Raw genomic sequence first — 22,638 nt, forward strand, 5'->3', positions numbered from 1 at the left:
GAAGATGAATGTCGACAAGTGCGATCCAATTCACAAAACCCCCGCGAACTTATCTGGGTTTTTCGGTACTAACCTATCTCGGAAAGAACTTGCTGGCTAAATAATGGCAGCTTCTAAGTTATCCGACGAATCGCTATCGAAACAGTTGCCGCCTGTCGGAAGAATACTTCCAGTTTGAGGCTGTCTAACTTTTTGATATTTATTTGTTGTTATTAATCAATGTGTTGCGTGGATAACTGGTACGGATGTGCAACTCGCTCAGTTTCTTGGGTTGGCGCAAGTTCGATGTTAGTTTCCCGGCCCTTGATTTTCGACGGACCGAATATGTCTTTTTTATTGCCACGGACTCGGTATTTCCTCTGCACTTTGCTGCTCACTTATGTGAGCTTGAACAGTGCCATGGCCGCCCCCACGCCCGGGGATCAGGACCTGATCCGCGACCGCCAGAACCGCCTGCTCGAAGAGCAACGTCGGCGCCTCGAAGAACTCCAGGACCTGCCCGGCAAAGGCAGCACGTCCGAGGCCCCGGCACTGCCGGCGGACATCCGCTGCTTCCCCATCCAGGACATTGAACTCAAGGGCGCCGACAGCCTGTCCGCCGCCGATCGCGCGCGCCTGCTCAAACCATATCTGGGCCAATGCCTGGGCGTGGCGCAGCTTAACCAATTGCTCAAGGTCATCACCGATTACTACATCGCCAAGGGCCGCGTCACCAGCCGTGCCTACTTGCCGCAACAGGACCTGTCCAGCGGCCATCTGCAAGTGCTGGTGGTCGAAGGCAAACTCGAAGGCATAAAGGGCGCCCAAGGCAGCACGGTCACCGATCGCGAGCTGGCGATGGCGTTTCCCGGCAAGGTGGGTGAGGCGCTCAACCTGCGTGAAGTCGAGCAACTGGTGGATCAACTGAGCCGTTTGCCGTCCAAACAGGCGCAAATGGAACTGAGCCCCGGCGCGCAGATCGGCGGCAGTGAAGTGCTGGTCAGGAACCAGCCGCAAAAACCCTGGCGCGCCAGCCTGTCGCGCAACAACGACGGCCAGAAAAGCACCGGCGAACAGCAATGGGGCGCGGGCCTTGAGTGGGACAGCCCGCTGGGCCTGGCTGACCAACTGATACTGCGCGGCGGCCACGACGCCATCAGCGACCACCAGAAAACCTCGAAAAACAGCATGCTCTACTACAACGTGCCGTGGGGCTGGTGGAACTTCAGCTACACCTACAGCGAGAGCGACTACCGCACGCCGGGCAGCGTCGACGACTTCAAATACAAGCAATGGGGCGACAGCCAGAACCACCAACTGCGCGCCGAACGCGTGGTGCATCGCGACGACGTGAGCAAAACGTCGGTCAATGTGGGCCTCACCCATTTGCGCACCAACAACTACATCAACGACACACGCTTGGACGTCAGCAGCAACCGCCTCAGCGAATTTCAGGTGGGTGTCAGCCACGGGCGCCGTATCGGCAGCGCGTTCGTCAACCTTGATGTGGGCATGCAAAACGGCATCGGTGCCTTTGATGCGCAAAAGGATGAGCAGACCCGTATTCGCGGCAACCTCACGCCCACCCCGCGCTATCGCAAATACACCGCCACCTTGAGTTACCTGCAGCCGTTCACGCTGTGGGGCGAGTCGTTGAGCTTCTCCAGCCTGGCCACCGGGCAGCGCAGTGAAGACGTGCTGTACGCACCACAACGCATGAGCCTTGGCGGCTCGTACTCGGTGCGTGGCTTCAAGGACCAGCAACTGAACGGCGACAGTGGCGGTTACTGGCGCAACGAAGTGCGCTGGGCCCGCCCGGTGACCCTCGACTGGATGCGCCCGGCCTTCGCCGAGTACGGCGCCAGCGTCGGCTACGACCAGGGCGTGATTCGCAACGATCGCTACAACGAAGACCAGCATGGCCGTGTGTCGAGTAACTCCCTGGAGCTGTTCGCCCGTGGCAAGCACGTCAGCACCAGCGTGACGTTTGCCCATTCGTTGGAAAGGCCTGGCGTGGTAACCGAGCGCGAAGCGCCGATCTATTTCCGCCTGGATTTCTACCTGTAATTCAACGCCCGCAGCCTTTGAGATTTTGAATATGGACGTTCGCCCTTCTACCGCCCTGAAAACCCTGACACAACGCGGCCTGGCACTGGTCCTGGCCAACGCGCTGTTCTGGCAGCCGCTGCTGGCCCAGGCCGAAGGCATTGTGGTCAGCGGGCCCGGCACTACCGTCGGGCAGGCGGGCAATGGCGTGCCGGTGGTCAACATCGCCACGCCCAACGGCAGCGGGCTGTCCCATAACCAGTTCAAGGACTACAACGTCGGCCCCAACGGCGTGATCCTCAACAACGCCACGGGCATGGTGCAAAGCACGCAACTGGGCGGGATCATCGTCGGCAACCCGAACCTCAAGGGCGGCGCCGCGAATGTCATCCTCAACGAAGTCAACGGCGGCAGCCCCAGCCAGTTGCGCGGCTACACCGAAGTGGCGGGCCAGTCGGCCAAGGTCATCGTGGCCAACCCTTATGGCGTGAGCTGCAACGGCTGCGGCTTTATCAACACTCCCAACGTCACCCTGACCACCGGCAAGCCGATCATCGACCAGGCCGGGCGCCTCGACCGCTACCAGGTGGACGGCGGTGCGGTGACCATCGACGGCCAGGGCTTGAACGCCAGCAACGTCGACCGTTTCGAAATCATCACCCGTTCGGCCAAGATCAACGCCCAGATCAACGCGCGCCAGCTCACCGTGATTGCCGGGCGCAACGACGTCGACGCACAAAGCCTTAAAACCACCGCGCGCGCCGACGACGGCAGCGCCAAGCCGGAGTTGGCCATCGACTCATCGGCCCTGGGCGGCATGTACGCCGGGGCGATCAAACTGGTGGGCACCGAAGCCGGCGTGGGCGTGAAACTCGACGGCACGCTGGCCGCCAGCGGCGGCGATATTCAACTGGATGCCAACGGCCACCTGAGCATGGCCCAGGCCGCGGCCAGCGGCGCGGTGGATATCAAGGCGGCCAGCCTGGAAACCAACGGCGCCGTCTACGCGGGCACCACGCTCACGGCGCAAACCAAAGGCGAACTGAAAAACCGCAAGACGCTCGCCGCGCGCGACAACATCACCCTGACCAGCAAAGGCCAGTTGATCAACAACGGCATCGTCGAGGCCGGGGTCAACGCCGACAACACCCGCAACCCCCTCGGCAACGTCAAGCTTGATGGCCAGCACATCAGTAACACCGGCACGGTGATCGCCAATCGCGAGCTCAACGTCACCGCCACGACCCTGAACAACCAGGGCGGCACCTTGAACGCCAAACAGGTGCTGAACGTTACTGCCGACAGCGTCGATAACCGCAACAAAGGTCGACTGCTCAGCGACGGCGTGCAAACCCTCACCGTCAGCGGCCTGCTGGACAACAGCCAGGGCGGCATCATCGACAGTACCGGTGCCTTCACCCTCCACGGCAACTCCCTGGACAACCGCGCCGGCAGCCTCACCGGTGGCGGTGCAATCACCCTGGACCTGATCGGCGACCTGATCAATCGCAACGGCAAGCTGGCCAGCGCCGGGCCGCTGTTGATCCAACGCGCGGCCCACGTTGACAACCAAGGCGGCAAGCTCGCCAGCCAGGGTCTGCTGACCCTGTTCGCCAACAGCATCGACAACCGGAACGAAGGCACCCTGGCCGCCAGCGGTGGCCTGGCACTCACCGCCACCGGCCTGCTGCAAAACGGCGCCAACGGTCTGATCCACAGCGAAAAGGCCGGCGTAACCATCACGGCCGGTACCCTCGACAACGACGGCGGGCGCATCGCCGCCAAAGCCGGTGATGCGAAGGTTCACGCCACTGATTTCAACAACGGCGACGGCGCGCTGTTTGCCCGTGATCGCGTACGGCTTACCGGCCTGAATGTGGATAACGGTGGCGAGATTGCCGGCAACCAGATCGAGGTCAAACTCGATGGCGCGCTGACCAACCGTGGCTTGATCGAAAGCGCCACGACGCTCGATGTCGCCACCGCCAGCCTCAACAACAGCGGGCAAATGCGCGCCCTGGGCAGCGGCGGCAAAACCCGTTACGCCATCGGGGGCATGCTCACAAACAGCGGCCGTCTGGAGACGGCCAACGACCAATTGAGCCTCGCCGCTACTTCCTTCCAGAACACCGGTGGCACGGTGTTGCACGCCGGCACCGGTGCGCTCGACCTCAGCGGCATCAGCCTGGACGACGTCGGCGGCAGCCTGGTGACCTACGGCGACCTGACCCTTGAACAATCCAACTGGACCAACAGCACCGCGATCCAGGCCGGGCGCCTGACGGTCAATGTCGACACCCTCAACCAGACCGCCACCGGCAAACTGCTCGGCACTCGCAGCCTGGTCGGCATCGGCCGGGACTGGACCGTGGGCGGCGCCGTCGCCAGCCAAGGCAGCCTCGACCTGGCGGTGGGCAACCTGCTCAATAACCACGGGTTGATCTTCAGCGGCGGCGACATGAACCTGAAGGTCGACCGCCTGAAAAACCTCGGCGCCGCGATCTACGCCATGGGCAACCTGCGTGTCGACCGCGACGGCCAGGGCGGCCTGGCCAGCAGCATCATCAACAGCTCGGGAACGATCGAGAGCGAGCGCAACCTGATCCTGGCGGCCAGCACGCTCGAAAACATCCGCACCGTGCTCACCACCGCGTCCGGCATCTACAGCGCGTCCATTACGCCCACCGCGTGTATCGACGGCGTGACGGGCGGCGACTGTGAAGGCGGCAAGCAGAACCGCCCGTTCCAGATCACCCAACGCGATCGTTTTGTCGTCACCGACGCCACGGCCGGCTCCGGTATTACCTCGGGCGCCGATATGCTGCTCACCGGCGGCACGTTGCTCAACAGCAGCAGTAGCATCGCTGCCGGCGGCGCCATGACCGTGCGCGTCGACCAACTGAGCAACGTCGGCCTGGTGACCCACGACACCCAATACGACCGCATCTTTACCTCCGAGCGCGAGCGCAGGCCGGGAGGCTGGTACCGCGAGGCGGCCGCCTTTACCCAGCGTTATTCGGCGGGTAACAACATGGACGGCGTTGAAGCCGCCATGGCCTCGTTCATCGGCAAAATGGAGAGCGAAAAAACCGCTCTGCGCAAAACCACCCAGCTGATGGCGCCGGACCAGAGCTACGCCGCCGTGATCCAGGCGGGCGGCTCCGTTGACGTGAAGGCTCAGGCCGGCATCGACAACAACGTCGTGCAAGGTGGCTACACCTACGTTGGCAGCGGCGCCAACACCAAGGCGCCGGGCTACTCGACCCAGGTCAAGCTCAACCCACAATTGCCGCCGGACGTTGCCCAGCAACAGGTCAACCCACTGAGCCTGCCCGGCTTCGACCTGCCCACCGGCGAGAACGGTCTGTTCCACCTCAACGATAAAGACGGTGCGACCGGGCTGCCCACCAGCCAGTTTGCGGCCAACCCGCACAAATACCTGATTGAAACCAACCCGCTGCTCACTGATATGCGTCAGTTCATGAGCTCGGACTACATGCTCACCAAGCTCGGCTACGACCCCGACACCGCGCAACGTCGCCTGGGTGACGGCTTCTACGAACAACGCCTGATCCAGCAAGCCGTACTCGCGCGTACCGGCCAGCGGTTTATCGATGGCCAGACCAGCGACGCCGACCTGTTCAAGCACCTGATGGACAACGCCATCGGCAGCAAAAGCGCCCTGAATTTGTCCGTGGGCGTGAGCCTCACCGCCGAACAAGTCGCCGCCCTGACCCACGACATCGTGTGGCTGGAAAACGCCACCGTCGCCGGGCAACAAGTGCTGGTGCCGGTGCTGTACCTGGCCCAGGCAAACAACCGCCTGGCACCCAACGGTGCGTTGATTTCCGGCACGGACATCAACCTGATCACCGGCAGCAACCTCAATAACGCCGGCACCTTGCGCGCCACCGGCAACCTGCTGGCGAACGTCGGCGGCAACCTCACCAACAGCGGCTTGATGCAAGCCGGTGGTCGCCTCGACCTGCTCAGCGGTGGCAACCTGAGCAACCGCGCAGGCGGCGTGATCAGCGCGGGCAACGTCAACCTCGCCGCCGGCACCGACCTGCTCAACGAACGCAGCGTCACCACCCACGAAAGCGCCAGCAGCTACCGCACCGAACGCAGCGACTTCGTCGACAGCGCCGCGCGCATTGAATCGGCCGGCGATTTGGCCGTGCGAGCCGGTGGCAACGTCAACAACATCGGTGGCGTGCTCAAGAGTGGCGCCGACACCACGGTCAGGGCCGTGGGCGACGTCAACATCACCGCTTCAAAAAGCCTCGACAGCGGCGCCATCGGCAACCGCTCCAGCTTCACCACCATCGCCCAGCAGGGCTCCGTGGTCGAGGCCGGCCGCGACTTGCACGTAATTGCCGGGCGCGATATCAGCGCCGTGGCCAGTCAGGTCGAAGCCAAACGCGACGTCAACCTGATTGCCACCCGCCACCTCAACGCCATCGCGGCAGCCAACGAGCAACACTCCACGGGCAACACGAAAAAGGTCAAGAGCATCGAAGACCACGTGCAGCAAGTGTCCAGCGTGATCAAGGCCGGCGGCGACGCCACCCTGAGCGCCGGGCAGAACCTGCAACTGGTCGCCAGCCAGGTCAATGCCGGCAACGAGGCCTACCTGGTATCCGGCAAAAACCTCGAGCTCAAAGCCGCCGAAAATCAGGACTACAGCTTCTACAGCAAGACCAAGAAAACCTCCCAGGGCAAAAAATTCCGCCTGGATGAAACTGACGTCGTGAACAACGTTGGCAGCCTGGTCAGTGCGGGGACGAACAGCACCGTCGTCGCCGGTGCAGACCTGCTGCTGGCTGGCAGTGCCGTCACTGCTGAAAAAGGCGCCACGCAACTGGTGGCCGGCCAAGACGTGAACATCCTCGCCGTCAGCAACGCCGACAGCGCTCGCCACGAACGCAAGGAAAGCAAAAGCAGCTGGGGCGGCCTCAAGTCGAGCAAGGTCCAGGACAAAGTCGACGAAAAACGCACCACCGCCCTGGGCAGCATGGTCTCCGGCGAAACGGTCACCGTCGCCGCCAAACGCGACGCCACGGTCACCGGTTCCAACCTGGTCAGCACCGGCGACCTCGCCGTACAGGCCGGCCGCGACCTGACCATCGACGCGGCGCAAAACACCTTCGCCCGCACCGACATGCACAAGGAAAAAAATCGCGACCTCACCGGCGTGCTGACCGGCAACAAGCTCGGTCTGGACGACATGACCGGCAACCAAAAGCTCTACATCAACAGCTCGAAGCACAACGGCACGGCCAATGAAATGACCTTGACCGGCAGCACCATTGGCTCGAGTGCGGGCAATGTGTCGCTGACGGCGGGGCGTGAGTTGAAGGTGGTGGCCAGTGATCTGGTGAGCACCAAGAACATGGAGTTGAGCGGGGCGAATGTCACCGTTACTTCGGGGATGGAGACGGCCAGTCAGACCAGTAAGGACAGTTCCAAGAGCTTGGCGGTTGGGCGGGTGATCGCGGGCTCGGTAGTGGACACCGCCACCAGCATGCGCGACGCCGTCAAAGCGGCCCGTAGCGCTGATGACCCACGACTCAAGGCAGTCAAAATCGCCCAGGCAGCCCTCGCCGCCTACAACCTGAATGGCCAGGCTTCGGACGCCAATGCGCAAAGCTCCGGCTTCAAAAACAAAACCGGCGGCACGCCCGGCAACGGTTCGCTGATCAAGATCGGTACTGAACTGGCCAATAACCGCAGCAAGAACAGCAGCGAATTCAACAGTGTCACCGCCAAGCAGAGCACGCTCAACGCAGGGCAAGACTTGTCGATCGTTGCCACGGGCGCAGCGGCGGGTACTCAGGGTGATATCCAGATCACCGGCAGCAGCTTGAAAGCCGCCAACACGTTGTTGTTAGCCAAAAACGATGTGTTGATGCAAAGCGCACAGAACACCACCGACCGCAAAAACGAAGGGTCGAAAAATAAAACCGCCATTGGCGCCAGCTTCAATATTGGCGAGCAAAACGGCTTCACCCTCGACCTCGGAGCGCAGGGTGCCAAGAACAATGGCAACGGTAACTCCGTCACTCAGGTCAATAGCACCCTCGATACAGGCAGCCTGTTGTTACAAAGCGGTGGCGATACCACCCTCAAAGGCGCCCAGGTTCGTGCGGACCGTATCAAGGCAGATATTGGCGGAAACCTCAATATCATCTCCCTCCAGGACACCGAGTCGTCGCGCAGCAAACAGAGCAGCGCAGGCTTCGGCGCGAGTATCTGCGTCCCGCCGTTCTGCTACGGCTCTACCGTAGCGGGCTCGGCGAACCTTGCCGCCGCGAATATGAACAGCGACTACAAGGGCGTGACCGACCAGAGCGGTTTGTATGCGGGCACGGGCGGCTACGACATCAATGTCGGCAAGACCACCACCCTGCAAGGCGCGGTGATTGCCAGTGAGGCGTCAGCTGATAAGAACCGGCTCAGCACGGATCGGCTGATCGTCAGCGATATCAAGAATGTCAGCGAGATCAAAAGTCAGTCTGCTGGTATTTCGGTGTCTTCCAGCAGTACCAGCGGTGCGTCGATGGGCGGCAGCATCCCGATAGCGCTCAAGGAGAAAGACCATAGCTACACCCGTAGCGCGGTCAGCGAAGGCACGATTGTGGTTCGCAATGCCGAAGGTGCCAATGACCTGGTGGGGCTAAATCGCGATACCGCCAATGCCAATCAGAAACTCGACCGACCTGATGAAAAGGCCATGCAAGAGCGTATTGACCTGATCCAAAGCTCGGCGCAGTTGGCCAGTGGGGTGATCAGTGCGGTAGGCAAGGCGAAGGCCGATGAGGCGAAAGCACTGGCCGATAAAGCCAAAACCCAAACCGAGACCGGTTCGCCGGACGCCGCTGAAACGGTGCTCGCAGCGAATGCCGCTTACATGGAAGCCCAGCGCTGGCAGGTCGGTGGCGACAAACGGTTAATGGCCGATATCGCGTCCGGGCTGATCGCCGCAGGGCTGGGTGGTGCGCCTGTTGGAACGACGGTTGGCATTGTCGCTAACACGGCCTCCAGCGATATCTTCAACAAAATTGGCGATTATGCCCAGTCACGTGCGACTGATCCGAAGTCGGATGCGGCCACTCGGGCGGCTTGGGCTGAAGGCGGTGCGGCGCGTGTGATGTTGCACGCGTTGGCGGGGGCGGCTATTGGGGTGTCCAGCGGCAATGTGCAGAGCGGCGCGTTGGGGGCGGGAACGTCTGCTGCTCTGATGCCGATCATTGCTGATGCGTTGGGTAAAAATGACATCAAGGGAGTGGACCAAGATACGATGGCCGCATTGATCGCTGTAGGTGTCGGCGCTGCGGTTGGCTCCGGAAATGGCACCGCCAGCGCAGTCGTTGCGGGTGGTAATGCGATGTCGGTGGACGTCTATAATCGAGCGGCTCATGAGGCAGAGGTGGCGGCGATCAAGGCTGAGGCGCAGAAAGGCGACTTTACCGAGGCTAATCTGCGAAAAGCGTTGTGCTACGTTATTCAGTGCTGGGCTCAGTTGGATCGAGGTACCCAGGAGTATCACGATGCGGTTCTGACTGAAGCTGATATGGTCGGTTTGAGCAATGAACTTGCGTGGGCGGATGCTCAGAAAGACAAGGGCTTATTCAATTATTCGTTTACTGACAGCGTGAAGGACTGGGGCACGCGCGATGTTATTCCTCTGGCTGGTAGCGCAACCTCCTTGGTAAGCGGGGGCATTAGTGTAGGTTCTGGCGGGGTATTGTGTGCCACGGCCGCAGGCTGTGTATTTGGGGCGCCTATGATGACGTTTGGCGCGGGGAACATGTGGGAAGGCGGATCTGGCGTGTGGAACCATTACACCGGCTTGAATGACAACAGCAACCCCGTGAGAGCCGCCTTTGATCTTATCCCTGGTGGTTACGGACCTACGGTCTATAGCGGTGCCGATCTTGCTTTCTCAGTGGGCGCCGGTTTTGTGAAGGTACCTTTGAAATTAGGTCTTGCAGACGGCTTGAATAGGTCAAAATCAATGTTCGGTGTAACGGTGCGAAAATTTGATAACAACCAGTTCTACTTCTGGACTGGGAAGCCTATTCGCTATGGGAGCGCTGCAGCGGTGTACCTAAAATCTGTGGGTGAGAAGGGCTACACTTTCTATGAGGAGGCCTCTCGTGATAAGAATTAACCCTATTCGAATGTTCATTTTAGCGGTGGGCTTATTGGGCGTTGTTTATGGCATTAGTTTTTTTATAGCTGTTCTGGTTTCCGGTTTCATCGGCGTCCTTCTAAAAACAACCGATGATTGGGTTTATCTCTGGATCGGCGCGCCACTTTCAATTGTCTTGGCTGTTTACTGGACAGTCAGCCGATGGACGTATGTAAAGGAGTTCGTAACGGGCCGCAGAGGTTGGTAGATGTTTTATGCTAGGTTAGGCTAACCCTGACATGCCATCGAGCGAGTGAAACAGTACTCAGGTAATACCAAGTGCAAGAGAAAGAGTAGAAAATAAAGGGAAACAGATTTGATGGCACTTACTTAACCTTCTTCGGATGCCCATTCTTGCGTACCTCAGCCCTTGCCGCCCCTCGTGCTTTCGCGTTGTCAATTGGTTCGGGGTTTGTAAAAGTACCTCTGAAGATGGGGTTGGCTGATGGTTTAAATAAGAAAAAATCAATATTTGATGTGACGGTCAGAAAGTTTTTTAATAACCAATTTATTCTTGGTAAAAAGGCGCCGTATGGTGGTGCAATGTTGCTATATTTTCTGTCCGTGGGCGCAAAAGGCAATAGCCTTAACAATGAGGCGGTCGATGCGAGTAAGTAAACTTATAAATACCCTGCTGCTGATAGTTTCATTGTCGGCGGTGGTGTGTGGGGTGAGTACGTTTTTCGGCATGATGGTCGCCATAGTGGTTGGTATACTGCTTCGCACAGATTCGAACTGGGTGTTCATCTGGATTGGATTTCCCTTGTCAGCATTATTTGCTGTGTGCTGGATAGTTGCACGGTGGGATTATGTGAAATCTTTTATATCCGGGCGTGGTGGGTGGTAGAGCGGGTAATCGAGGTCAGATAACGTTTGTTTGAGTGTCTATGGAATTGAGCTTGCAATATTACGATCTTTAAAAATTAGTTTTATTTTTATCTATTTGAAATTTTTTAAATAAGGCGGTTATGAAAATAACCGCCCATTTTTATTTATGAAATTTGTGAATTCAACTTCCGCCCAATTACATCCAACAAATCACACCCATCCCGCAGCGGAATAGCCAGCAACAGCGCAAAGTCGTGAAGCACAATCGCATCACTGCTGATCTCTTCCCGAAATGCGAGGTTCTCCAAAAATTGAGTTACCGCACGAATGCGATACGCGGCGGCATCATAGAGAACATCTAGGGGCGCTTGTGTATCGATCACCAGCGCGGGGATGGTTGAGTCATGGCCCGTAAGCGGCATGTATCTATTCATAGGTAAAACCTCGGTCGATGTAATGAAAGCTGTCACCTATCGTCGCCAAACGAATGGGTGACAGCTGTACGCAGGTTGGCGAACCGGGACCGAGTTCCGGCAGACCCGAAGGTCTCCCGCGCACAGCTGCCATAAAGCAGCGATGCGGGTACGGAAACCCCTGCAAGCAAGCAGAAAGCTTTCGCATACGGTCAACGGATCGCCAAATCCGATCGCCCTTTTGGACGACCGGCGGACTATAAGTCCTCAGCGTAAAAACACGCAAGGCATCAAAAGGCCAACGTCGCCCTTCGAGCCGGCGCCAACCTCAACGCCATCGCGGCAGCCAACGAGCAACACTCCACGGGCAACACGAAAAAGGTCAAGAGCATCGAAGACCACGTGCAGCAAGTGTCCAGCGTGATCAAGGCCGGCGGCGACGCCACCCTGAGCGCCGGGCAGAACCTGCAACTGGTCGCCAGCCAGGTCAACGCCGGCAACGAGGCGTACCTGGTCTCCGGCAAAAACCTCGAGCTCAAAGCCGCGCAAGACCAGGACTACAGCTTCTACAGCAAGACCAAGAAAACCTCCCAGGGCAAAAAATTCCGCCTGGATGAAACCGACGTCGTGAACAACGTCGGCAGCCTGGTCAGCGCGGGGACGAACAGCACCGTCGTCGCCGGTGCAGACCTGCTGCTGGCCGGCAGTGCCGTCACTGCTGAAAAAGGCGCCACGCAACTGGTGGCCGGCCAAGACGTGAACATCCTCGCCGTCAGCAACGCCGACAGCGCTCGCCACGAACGCAAGGAAAGCAAAAGCAGCTGGGGCGGCCTGAAGTCGAGCAAAGTCCAGGACAAAGTCGACGAAAAACGCACCACCGCCCTGGGCAGCAATGACCTTGACCGGCAGCACCATTGGATCGAGTGCGGGCAATGTGTCGTTGACGGCAGGGCGTGAGTTGAAGGTGGTGGCCAGTGATCTGGTGAGCACCAAGAACATGGAGTTGAGTGGGGCCAATGTCACCGTCACCTCGGGGATGGAGACGGCCAGTCAGACCAGTAAGGACAGCTCAAAAAGCTTGGCGGTTGGGCGGGTGATTGCGGGCACCGTGGTCGACACCGCCAACAGCATCCGCGACGCAGCCGAGGCGGCACGCAGCTCCGACGACCCGCGCCTCAAGGCCGTGAAGATCGCCCAGGCGGCGCTGTCGATGTACAACTTGAATAACCAGGCGGGCGACCTCGCCAAGCAAAGCACCGGCTTCAAAGACAAGACCGGTGGCTCTGCCGGCAACGGCTCACTGATCAAGATCGGTACCGAGCTGGCCAACACCCGCACCAAAAGCAGCAGCGAATACACGGCGCAGACCGCTCACCAGAGCAACCTCAACGCCGGGGGCAAACTGTCGATTATTGCTACAGGCGATGCGCCGGGCACTGTGGGTGACTTGACGATTACCGGCAGTACGTTGAAAGCCGACAGTACGTTGTTGTCCGCGAAAAACAACATCCTGATGCAAAGCGCACAGAACACCACTGACCGCAAAAACGACGGCTCGCGCAACAGAACCGCCATCGGCGCCAGCTTCAACATCGGCGAGCAAAACGGTTTCACCATCGACCTGGGCGCGCAAACCGCCAAGAACTTAGGGTCGGGCGGCTCCGTCACCCAGGTCAACACCACGCTGGACACCGGCTCGCTGGTGCTGCGCAGCGGCCAGGACACCAGCCTGATCGGCGCGCAGGTACGCGCTGACCGTATCGATGCCGACATCGGCGGCAACCTCAACATTCTGTCGCGCCAGGACACCGAAACGTCCAAGAGCAAGCAGAACAGCGCAGGCTTCGGTGCGAGCATCTGTATTCCGCCGATCTGTTATGGCTCCCCAGTCACCGCGTCGGCGAACCTGGCGGCGTCGAAGATGAACAGCGACTACCAGGCCGTCACCGACCAGAGCGGCTTCTTTGCCGGCAAGGGTGGCTACACCATCGATGTGGCCAAAAACACCACCCTGCAAGGTGCGGTGATTGCCAGTGAAGCCACGGCCGACAAAAACCTGCTGCTCACCGATCGGCTGCTGGTCAGTGACATCAAGAACAAGAGCGAGATCGAGAGCAAGTCGGCGGGCATGAGCGTCTCTGGTTCCTACAGCAGCGGCGCGAGCACCCTCACGCCGGGTGCCTTGTATGGAATGTCGCTGAACGATTCGGACCACAGTTATACGCGTAGCGCGGTGAGTGAAGGCACGATCGTAGTGCGCAACCCCGAAGGCGCCAACGACCTCGTCGGCTTGAACCGCGACACGGCCAACGCCAACCAGCGCCTCGACAAGCCTGACGAAAAGGCCATGCAAGAGCGCATGGACCTGATCAAAAGCTCGATGGAGCTGACCAAGGGCATTGGCGACGCGATTGCTGCCGCGAAGATCAGGGACGCCGAAGACCCCACCACTGAGGCTGGCAAAGCCACGCGGCAGAAGCTAATTGAAGACGGCATCGCTAACCCGACTGCCGAACAAGTCAGCCAGCGTGCTCAGAAGGACTATGGCTTAGGGAGCAGCTTCCAGAGGGCCAGCCAAGCCGTCACCGCCATTGTTCAAGCGGTCATGGGTGGCAATGTTGGCGGTGCGTTGGCAGGTGCCGCGGCGCCGTACCTGGCACAGGAGATCAAGAAAAAAACTGAAGGCGACCCTTACGCCAACCTGATGGCTCACGCAGTGCTTGGCGCGATGGTGGCGCAAGCGCAAGGAAATTCGGCGCTGGCAGGGGGCACCGGCGCTGCGATGGGTGAGTTGATTGCCCGTCAACTTTATCCGGGCACCGCAACAAGTGACCTGACGCAAGCGCAAAAGGAAACGGTTTCCGCCTTGTCGACCTTGGCTGCGGGGGTGGGCGGAGGGCTCACTGGCGGTGATATGCTCGGTGCCTCCGCTGGCGCTCAGGCAGGACGTAATGCGGTGGAGAATAACTGGCTGAGTGAGACAGAAGCCCGCGCACTTGATAGAGAACTATCGGCCTGCAAAAACGTTAAAGGCGACTGCGGTCTAGTATTAAAAAAATATATTGAAATCAGTAATGAAAACAGTAAAAAAATGATGGGTCGTTGCATTGGCGGTGGTTTAACGTGTGTCCTACGGGAAGAGGAAATTCAGGCAAGCACCAATGCTGCGAGAGATGCCGACCCGTCACAGTTCCGCCTGAGTGAAAAATTGAAAAATCCCGAGGCTGTCGCACTGGTAAATTACCTCAATGGCTCGGACCTTAAATTTTTGAAGGAAAATATTACTGACACAGACCGAGTCATGTCAGTTGTCATCGATCCGCTCTCTTGGCCGGTAATGGTGATGGGCGGAAGTTCAATCCTTACTAACGCTTTGACCAAAGGTAAAGAGCAATTGATAGCGGTGGGCGCTTCCGCAGGTATTGGTGCAGCTATCCAATACGGAACGACAGGAAAAGTGACACTGTCGGACGTGATTGGCTCTGGGGTAGTCGGCGCGATCACAGCTGGCAAAGGTTACAATCCGACGGTTACTTGGAATGCAACGGGTGGTTATTATCAAGCGGAAATGAAAGGGGAAGACCCATTTATGGGAGCTTTGTTAAGTAAGGCGGGCGCTTCTGTGGGGTTTGCCGTTGGTAATACGATCAAGGCGCCTCTTGATAAGCTGCTTAACCCGGTGTCGAAGCAGTATGAGTGGATGCCGACTGGAATATGGACTATCAGCAGGCCGGCATCGCAAAGTTCCGTTCCCTCCATATTTGGTAATCTGGGCGACTCTGTATCGTCAGGATTTTTCAATAGTGGAGCTGATTTCTATTTGAAGAAAAGAGACAACAATGAAAAAGAATGAACCTTGGTGGGTTGCTATTTATCTTCCTTGTGCCTGTGCGTTCGGTCTGTTGTTTATGTGTGTGTTCTTTCAGATTGCCGGGTATTGGTTGAGTGGTGGCGAGGACTTTATTGTGCTTATAAAAGAAAATACGCCGCTTTATTTAAAAATGGCTGGGGTTGGCTTTGTTCTAGGTTTTGTTCTGTGGTTTTTTAATATTCGTTGACTTTTAATTTAATAAAGGTGGCTGAGTTTTTGTATAAAAGGGTGCATGAAAGGGGGCGGATTTATTTAAACGTGACGCTAGTCGGTAGTCGATTAATAAATCTGTCCCCTTTAATTCCACTTGTGAAAGTAGTGCCAAAAAAGGAGGGTTGTAATCGTGAGCGACTCAGCTTCAATTATATCGGATGTGGCAATTGATGAAGATGCGTTTGCTGATTTTATCCACTCTATAGGCGGAGTCGTTAGTATCGGAAAACGTAATCGTGGAATATTGAATTGGGACGAGGCCACTTTGTATATTTCATTACTCAATTCCGAAAAATTCATGAATTTTTATGATTCGCAAGATATTCTCGATTGGGAAAATTTTTTGGGTGCCCCTCCTAAGACAATGATCGAAATGCAGTTGGGTCATTCAAAAGGCTCGATAGAGATGTATTTATGGTTGGCGTACGAATTTGGCAGGAAATGGAATTGTGTCGTAGATGATGTTAATGCGGTGACGCTTAACTACTCCGAAGTCTGTGACAGGTACACAAGGTTGAGTATGAAACAGGGTGACGTGAGTGGGATGCGACAGCAGTGGCCAGCGGCTCCCGATGAATACTTTGCTTTTATGCAGGAGCGGGGGCATGGTGAGATAAAGGAGGACGACTGCGCGCTGTCGCTTTTGACGATTCAACCCACATTATGTCCCGCGGTAGACTACTTTGGTGATGATGGGTTTTATAAAGACGGACCCTATGAATCGGGTGCTAAGGGGCGGACGAACCTGCCGGTTCAATAAGGAACGTCAATCCCGATTATCCAGACGCTGGGCGAACTCATAATTGCGTTAATTGTTCAATTGCTACTGATGCAACACTGGCAGGTAATCCAGCATCTGCATTGAGAGTGTCCAATGCACTGGGTATTGCTAAGGTCTGGGACGAATTGGCGGAAAGAGCTATTGAAGTTTTCAAGGGGAATTAGCATGAAGTCGACTTTCTACAAATACAGGTATTTATTGGGGGTATTGCTGCTGATTGCCGCATTACTCAATTGCTTTTTTCGATTTTGGGGCGATGCAAGGCCATTTTTTAGCGCGCTGATGCTTCAGTTATGGTTTGGGCAAGCTGTATTTGCCTACCTGAGAGGTGGCTGGGTCTCTATTGGTCCAGGTGGTTTAGGTAAAGACGCAAATCCAGTAGGGAGGGCTGCACTGGCGTTCGTGTGTTTTGTTATTTATTTATTAGGGTTTGTATTGGGCTTTGGTAAGGAAGTTTAAGTAACGTACATACACTGAAAAGGCGACTTTGCCGAGGCTAATCTGCGAAAGTCTATCGCTGTGCCGATCTTGCTTTCTCAGTGGGCGCCGGTTCTGTGAAGGCCCAAGGTCCTGCAAATAAAATATTCGGAAAATGATAATGGAAAACGCACTTAAAATTCGCGAGCTTATTAACCATATCACCTCCGCTGAACTTTATGAGGGTGATTACGGGAGTTGCTTGACTGATCGTGAAGCCGTATTGAGTGGGGTCGATGCAGCGGACCGCGACAGCGCCCCTGCTGACTATCTGGCGTTTCTAGGAACCTTTGGGTTTGGCGATTTAGACAGCGCACTTTATATAGAAGATGGTCCAGATAAATACGCGGCCATCGCCGGATGTGAGGTGGATGCATATAGCCGGATGTATGTTTTTGCAGGTACTTCCGATGGTGTACTTTATGCTTTTGATGCAGGCAATAACTGGTCGATAGTAGCGATTGATTCGGAGATCGATGGGGTCAGGGTGCTGGCCGATAACTTCTCAAGCTTCATCCTCAAACAATTAATTGAGGTAAAAGGTTATGTCGATTGGCGAGCGGAGCAATAATTAGCAGTCAAGCGGGTAGCTGAAAGGTTAAGTGAGGTGATCCGCAACGGTGAGAACCTGGGGTTGTTTCACGCACCGGCTGAGCGTGGCAAAAAGGACTACTCCCTTGAGTTGGCGCCGCTCCATGTCGCGCCGGGGCATGTGTACCTGTTGGGCGATAACCGTGATGTCAGCCACGACAGCCGCTTGATGGGCCAAGTCCCGCTTGAGGATGTGGTGGGCAAGGTCACCGGTTAGAAATGTAAACGATGTCCCCGGTTTGTAACCCACCAAACCCCACCCCTCGCACGCCCCACGCTGTGATCGACTGCACAAAATTCCGACACAATCCTGAACCTTTTCGTACGTTTGAAGGTCTTTACCGCGCCCACCCGCACGCGGTCGGGCTGCATGGATTGCAGCGTTTTCAAAAACATTAAGGATTGATGTGAGCGTTTATTCCCTATTCCCCGTTGTTTTGCCACTGCCCCCCGCGGTGCGAATCGTCGTGCCTGGGTGTTGCGCAAACGCATCGAGGATAGGTATTCGGATCGATGGGTCCCTGCGCTCAATTCACCTACTGCCGCCGGGCCTGTTGGCGGCTTTGACCTGTAGTTCATGGAGTTAGAAATGAAGCACAAGCAGTTCCAGAAAAGCCTGTTGGCAATCGTGGTCGGCGCAATCAGCACGCAAGTGCTGGCGGTAGAAGTTGACCTCGGGGCAGGCAAAACCCAGTTTGTCAGCGAGACCTACAACGAGTCGCTGATCCTGACCGGGCAGACCACCCAGGTGATCAACTCGACCAACATGCCTCCCGCCGGGCTGGGGGTCGCGGGTACCCATATCCAGGGGTCATTGATCAATCGCGCCGATATTACGCTCAATGCCGACGGCAATACCGTGCGCGGCTTTGCGCTGGACCCGATGTTCTGGACCGGTCCGCTCAACCTCAGCCCGGGCTCTGTGACCGGTGATGTGTTGCAGGCCGGCAACATCCGGATGAACAACGGTGGCGACGAAGGCCTCGAGATCGGCGCGACCACCATTGGCGGCAGCGTGATCAACTCCGGCACGATCAGTTCTACGCCACCTTCGGCGCCTGCACCGTCGCCTGGCTTTATCGGCGGAGGCGAGGGCATCTACCTGCACGGCACCACCATTGGCGGCGATGTATCCAACACCGGCCTGATCGACATGGCGGGCGAAGGCGCGATCGGTATCGTGCTGGACCGTAACAACGCCGACCCGGTGACCATCGGCGGCAAGCTCCTCAACTCCGGCACCATCAGGGCCACCGGCGAGGGCGCTTGGGGGATCGAGGTGGAAACTCCCACCGCCCCACTGCGTATCGAAAACAGCGGCCTGCTGTCGGCCAATGGCGATGGCGCCCGTGGCGTGCTGGTGCTTGAAGGTACTCTGGATTACATCCTCAACACCGGCACCATCGAAGGCATGGGCACCAACGCCGGCGCCTTTGAATTCTCCGGTGCCACGTTCGCCCAGAACAGCGCGACGGGCGCGCGCGGTATCGTCAACCGCGGCATTATCCGCGCCGATGGCACCGCCATCAGCGTTGACACGGCCGACCAGGTCTCGACGTTTGAGATCAACCAGCAAGCCGGTGAGATTCGCAGCAATTCCGGTATCGCCATCGACGCCGGCAACCTGGCCACGTTGAACTGGACCGGCGGCACGATCATCGGTGATGTGCTGAACCTGAACGCGGTGAATATTGACGGCCAGGCCGCTTTCAGCGGCAGCCGCATCATTGCGCCGGTGTCGGTCAATTCGGGCTCGCTGAACCTGTCGGCCCCCGGCACCGCCATCACCGGCAACCTCAACGTTGCCAGTGGTGCCGGTATCGATATGCACCTGGCCGACAGTGTTGTGCCCACCACGCCGTACCTGACCGTCAACGGCACCGCCAACTTTGCCCAGGCGTCGACGCTGACCGTAAGCGCCAACCCTGGCGATTTCGCCAGCACCCACGACGGCACCCAATACACCCTGCTGCAAGCCACCAGCGTGCAAGACAACGGCCTGTCCGTGGCCAGTGCTTCATCGTTGCTGGACGTGCTCAGCTATTCGTCCGACGCGCAAACGGTCAAGGCCGTGGTGGCGGTCAAAAGCAACCAGCAAGTTCAGCAAGACCTGGCGGCTGTGGGCGCCAGCGCGGCGTCGGTCACGGCGGTCAATACCTTCAAGAACGGTGTACTCAGCAAGCTCAGCGCAGACGACCAAGTCTTCCAGGCGCTGGCCAACGCCGGCACCGCGCAGCAACTGGCGAAAATCGGTGACCAGCTCAAGCCGGACGTCAACCGTGGTGCTCTCGACGTGGCGTTGTCGGGGCAAACCGTGGTCAACGGCGCGATCTTCAATCGCCTCACCGACCAACGCGAAAGCCACCAGGTCGGCGGTGTGTGGGTGCAGGGCCTAAGCAGCAACATGGACCAGGACGGTCGCGGCGGTGATAACGGTTATTCGGCCAACAGCAGCGGCATGGCGGTAGGTGTGGATGGGCGTCTGAACGACACCACGATTTTGGGCGTGGCCTACAGCTACCTCAATTCCAATATCCACTCCGACTTGGGCAACAAAACCGACGTCGAAGGGCACGCGCTGTCGTTGTACGGCAACTGGGCCCTGCAAAACTGGTTCGCCGACGGCAGCCTCAGCTATGGCCACAACGAAAACGACAGCAAGCGCCACATCGCCGGCACCACGGCCAAGGGCAGTTATGACAGCAATGTGCTGTCGGCCAGCGTGATCGGTGGTTACAGCTTCAAGCCGTCGCAAGCGGTGGTGATCGAGCCGCGTGTGGCGGCGCGTTATTCCAACGTGCGCATGGATGGCTACGACGAGAAAGGTTCGTCAGCGGCGCTGAGTACGCGTTCGCAACGTTATGAAGTGGGCGAAGTGGGTGCGGGCGTACGCCTGGCCGGCAACCTGCCGATGGGCGCCGGCAGCTTGCAGCCGGAAGCGACCTTGATGGCCTATCACGACCTGATGGGTGACCGCGTGGCGCAAACCTCCAGCTTCGTGGCCGGTGGTTCGGCGTTTACCGTGACCGGTGCATCGGTGGCGCGTGACAGCTACGAGGCCAGCGTGGGCGTGAACTACAACGTGTCGGACTTCAGCGTGGGCGCCAGCTACACGCGCCAGGCGCGCAGTGGTTTTGATGCCGATGGCGTGATGCTCAAAGCGCGCTACGCCTTCTAAACGCAGCACTTCTGTAGTGAGCGGGGCAAGCCCGCTCACTACAGGAAGACCTGTTGGCTGGTTCCCTTGGGTGGTTCAGAGCAACTTGCGCTGCACCGCCTCATCCAGCGTACTGCGCGTCAGCGCCTCCACCACTTCCCGCGTATCGGCCTGGAACGGGATGCCCACAATCAGCACCAGGTGCATCCAGGTGCGCACCGATTCGCTCTTCTTGACGCGGCCCAGTTCCTTGCCGTCCTTGTCCTTGAACACCGTCTCCAGGGTGAAGATGTTCTTCGCCGTGCTCGGAATGATGAAAAATGTGAAGCCGGTGATAAACGCCGATACCGGGCTGTACTCTTCGTTGTTATGCAACGTGGCATCCACGTAGATATCCGAGTCGACCTTATCGGTGCTCACCCGCGAAAAACGGTTGGAGGCGCGATAGGAATCGGCCACGGCCTTTTCCCACAGCACTACCGGCGCGCCGACCGCCGCGTTGCCCGGGCCACCGTTGACGTGGTTCTGCGCCGTGGTGTGCACGTACGCGGTGGGCTTTTGCGCGGGCGCATTGGCGGTCGGCGGCCAGGGCTGAACGGCAGGCAGTTCGTGCTGCGAGTAAGACACGCAACCGGTCAGCAAGACCGCTGTCAGTACCAGGCTGTGTTTGATCAATCCTTTCACGCGTTGCTCCTTGAGATTACGGTTTGGCCAGGTTGGCGGTAGCGGTGTCGAGCAGTTGCCCGACCAGTTTGGTCAGTTGTTGGCCGCCCATCGAAGGCGCCCAATATTGGCCGCTGTACAGGCCAACGTTGTGTTCGAAGGTGATCGAGTCTTTGGCCTTGGCCAGTTCCTTGCCGTTGCGGTCGACGATCACCAGGTCGCCGGCCACGTCGAAGCTGTCCACATAGATCGGGCCGTTGACCCAGATCCAAATGGTCAGCGTCAGCAGCGCGCCGGGCACGTACGCCGGGTGCGGCGCGCGATGGCCCTTGAGGGAGGTCATGTTGAATTTAAGCGTGACGTCCTGCTCGCCCAGGCGCACCGGGTACTCGGTGACTTGCTTGAAGTAACCGGCGCTGCGCACGTACTGGCTGATCTGCGCCGTCAGGGAACTGCTGATGGCCGCCTTGTTAGCCTCGTTGACGTCGGTGGCGCTCACCGTCACGTCGGCGACTTGCGCGCTGCGCGGGCTGCTGGCAGATACCGGGTGGAGCGGGGTGGCGATAGGGCCGGTGACGGTGTAGGACACGCAGCCGGTCATCGACAGCGCGGCAAGCAGGGCCGTAGCCCGTAGAAGAGTGTTAAGCACGCAATATCCCTATAAGTGAGCAAGCCGAGTCAGTGTCTCGACCTATTTACGCATAACTTGAGGAGTGTGCGTTACCGCACGCTGGCCGACGAAACACCTTGAGAACCGCTCTCAACCCCGTAAAATGCCGCGACTGTTTAAAGCACGATACTTTTCAGGGACGAATTCAGACATGCGCGCCTTTGCCGTATTCCTTGCCGTCTGCCTATTGGCGGGCTGCGCCTCCAAGCCGGCGTACTACATTTCGCCGACACCGGTCACGATTCCTAAAACAGCCACTTACTGGCTCGACACCTTTGACGTTGAAGTAGTGGGCAAAAATGAGCGTTTTTTGCCGGATGACAAGGTGCGCCAGCAACTGGGCGTCGATCTGGTGAACCGCCTGCTCAACGCCAAGCGTTATGCCTCGAGCAAGGAAAAAGCCGATTACCTGCTGGACATCAGCATCGTCTACACGCGCCATATCCCGGATTCCAAGGGCGGCCTCTCGACGTTGATCGTTGATGACAACACCATTTTGGCCAGTGTCGATTTCAGCTATCAGGTCAAGGTCAAGAAGGGGGGCAGCGAGGTGCTGCACTTTGCCAAGACGCGCGAGAACCTCGTACCCGCCGGTGTGATGGGTGAGGCGCAACAGTGGCGGACCATGGGCGGCATTATCACCAACACCGGTAACTCCAGCGTCGAGCGTTTTTACACCGGCGTGTTGAGTCGCGACATCGTCGATGACCTGCGCGACATCCCGTCTCGCTAACGTTGCCCACTACCGATTTATC

16 protein-coding genes are annotated in these 22,638 nt (G+C 58.1%); 13 read left to right on the forward strand and 3 right to left on the reverse strand.

Annotated features, from left to right (window positions below; genetic code table 11):
- Positions 1–324: 324 nt before the first annotated feature.
- The 3 genes from KSS96_RS01615 to KSS96_RS01625 all read left to right on the forward strand — a co-directional run bounded on the left by KSS96_RS01615 (position 325) and on the right by KSS96_RS01625 (position 10,837).
- The gene (locus tag KSS96_RS01615; RefSeq protein ID WP_304650866.1) at positions 325–2,046 is read left to right on the forward strand and encodes a ShlB/FhaC/HecB family hemolysin secretion/activation protein; all 1,722 of its coding nucleotides are present in this window, start codon (positions 325–327) and stop codon (positions 2,044–2,046) included.
- Positions 2,047–2,077: 31 nt separating this feature from the next.
- Positions 2,078–10,198 carry a hemagglutinin repeat-containing protein gene (locus KSS96_RS01620; protein ID WP_225913305.1) on the forward strand — a complete coding sequence of 2,707 codons (8,121 nt, stop codon included), beginning with the start codon at positions 2,078–2,080 and terminating at the stop codon, positions 10,196–10,198.
- A 375-nt stretch (positions 10,199–10,573) separates the two neighbouring features.
- Positions 10,574–10,837: a hypothetical protein gene (locus KSS96_RS01625; protein ID WP_137220435.1), complete on the forward strand. Its 264-nt coding sequence runs from the start codon at positions 10,574–10,576 to the stop codon at positions 10,835–10,837.
- 374 nt (positions 10,838–11,211) lie between these two features.
- On the opposite strand, the gene KSS96_RS01630 is transcribed toward KSS96_RS01625, so the two are convergent.
- Complete coding sequence (locus tag KSS96_RS01630) at positions 11,212–11,481, reverse strand: hypothetical protein (protein ID WP_017530705.1); 270 nt, start codon at positions 11,479–11,481, stop codon at positions 11,212–11,214.
- A 381-nt stretch (positions 11,482–11,862) separates the two neighbouring features.
- Between KSS96_RS01630 and KSS96_RS27905 the strand changes: the two genes are divergently transcribed.
- From KSS96_RS27905 to KSS96_RS01665, 9 genes are all read left to right on the forward strand, one after another.
- On the forward strand, positions 11,863–12,417 hold the full coding sequence (locus KSS96_RS27905; RefSeq protein ID WP_263978340.1) for a hemagglutinin repeat-containing protein: 555 nt from the start codon (positions 11,863–11,865) through the stop codon (positions 12,415–12,417).
- Positions 12,359–15,313, forward strand: a complete 2,955-nt coding sequence (locus KSS96_RS01635) for a hemagglutinin repeat-containing protein (RefSeq protein WP_225913306.1) — start codon at positions 12,359–12,361, stop codon at positions 15,311–15,313. Before KSS96_RS27905 ends, KSS96_RS01635 begins: the two co-directional genes overlap by 59 nt.
- Positions 15,300–15,518, forward strand: coding sequence for a hypothetical protein (locus KSS96_RS01640; RefSeq protein WP_137220436.1), 219 nt, complete (start codon positions 15,300–15,302; stop codon positions 15,516–15,518). Before KSS96_RS01635 ends, KSS96_RS01640 begins: the two co-directional genes overlap by 14 nt.
- A gap of 156 nt (positions 15,519–15,674) precedes the next feature.
- Positions 15,675–16,304: a hypothetical protein gene (locus KSS96_RS01645; protein WP_217855598.1), complete on the forward strand. Its 630-nt coding sequence runs from the start codon at positions 15,675–15,677 to the stop codon at positions 16,302–16,304.
- Positions 16,301–16,489, forward strand: coding sequence for a toxin glutamine deamidase domain-containing protein (locus KSS96_RS28430; protein ID WP_476456099.1), 189 nt, complete (start codon positions 16,301–16,303; stop codon positions 16,487–16,489). Before KSS96_RS01645 ends, KSS96_RS28430 begins: the two co-directional genes overlap by 4 nt.
- Position 16,490: 1 nt before the next feature.
- Positions 16,491–16,784 carry a hypothetical protein gene (locus KSS96_RS01650; RefSeq protein WP_080598116.1) on the forward strand — a complete coding sequence of 98 codons (294 nt, stop codon included), beginning with the start codon at positions 16,491–16,493 and terminating at the stop codon, positions 16,782–16,784.
- Positions 16,785–16,923: 139 nt separating this feature from the next.
- Positions 16,924–17,373: an SMI1/KNR4 family protein gene (locus tag KSS96_RS01655; protein ID WP_017526122.1), complete on the forward strand. Its 450-nt coding sequence runs from the start codon at positions 16,924–16,926 to the stop codon at positions 17,371–17,373.
- Between the two features lie 36 nt (positions 17,374–17,409).
- A complete protein-coding gene (locus tag KSS96_RS01660) occupies positions 17,410–17,610 on the forward strand; it encodes a S26 family signal peptidase (RefSeq protein ID WP_017526121.1) in 201 nt (66 codons plus the stop codon).
- A gap of 372 nt (positions 17,611–17,982) precedes the next feature.
- Positions 17,983–20,571 carry an autotransporter family protein gene (locus tag KSS96_RS01665; protein WP_137220437.1) on the forward strand — a complete coding sequence of 863 codons (2,589 nt, stop codon included), beginning with the start codon at positions 17,983–17,985 and terminating at the stop codon, positions 20,569–20,571.
- 75 nt (positions 20,572–20,646) lie between these two features.
- Here KSS96_RS01665 and KSS96_RS01670 read toward each other — a convergent pair whose 3' ends face one another.
- Complete coding sequence (locus tag KSS96_RS01670; protein ID WP_017526119.1) at positions 20,647–21,234, reverse strand: hypothetical protein; 588 nt, start codon at positions 21,232–21,234, stop codon at positions 20,647–20,649.
- Positions 21,235–21,250: 16 nt separating this feature from the next.
- Positions 21,251–21,862, reverse strand: a complete 612-nt coding sequence (locus KSS96_RS01675) for a hypothetical protein (RefSeq protein ID WP_017526118.1) — start codon at positions 21,860–21,862, stop codon at positions 21,251–21,253.
- 172 nt (positions 21,863–22,034) lie between these two features.
- Between KSS96_RS01675 and KSS96_RS01680 the strand changes: the two genes are divergently transcribed.
- Positions 22,035–22,616 carry a hypothetical protein gene (locus KSS96_RS01680; RefSeq protein WP_017526117.1) on the forward strand — a complete coding sequence of 194 codons (582 nt, stop codon included), beginning with the start codon at positions 22,035–22,037 and terminating at the stop codon, positions 22,614–22,616.
- The last annotated feature ends 22 nt before the right edge of the window (positions 22,617–22,638 follow it).

Origin of the sequence: Pseudomonas asgharzadehiana (assembly GCF_019139815.1) — a bacterium.
GTDB classification, from domain to species: Bacteria; Pseudomonadota; Gammaproteobacteria; order Pseudomonadales; family Pseudomonadaceae; genus Aquipseudomonas; species Aquipseudomonas asgharzadehiana.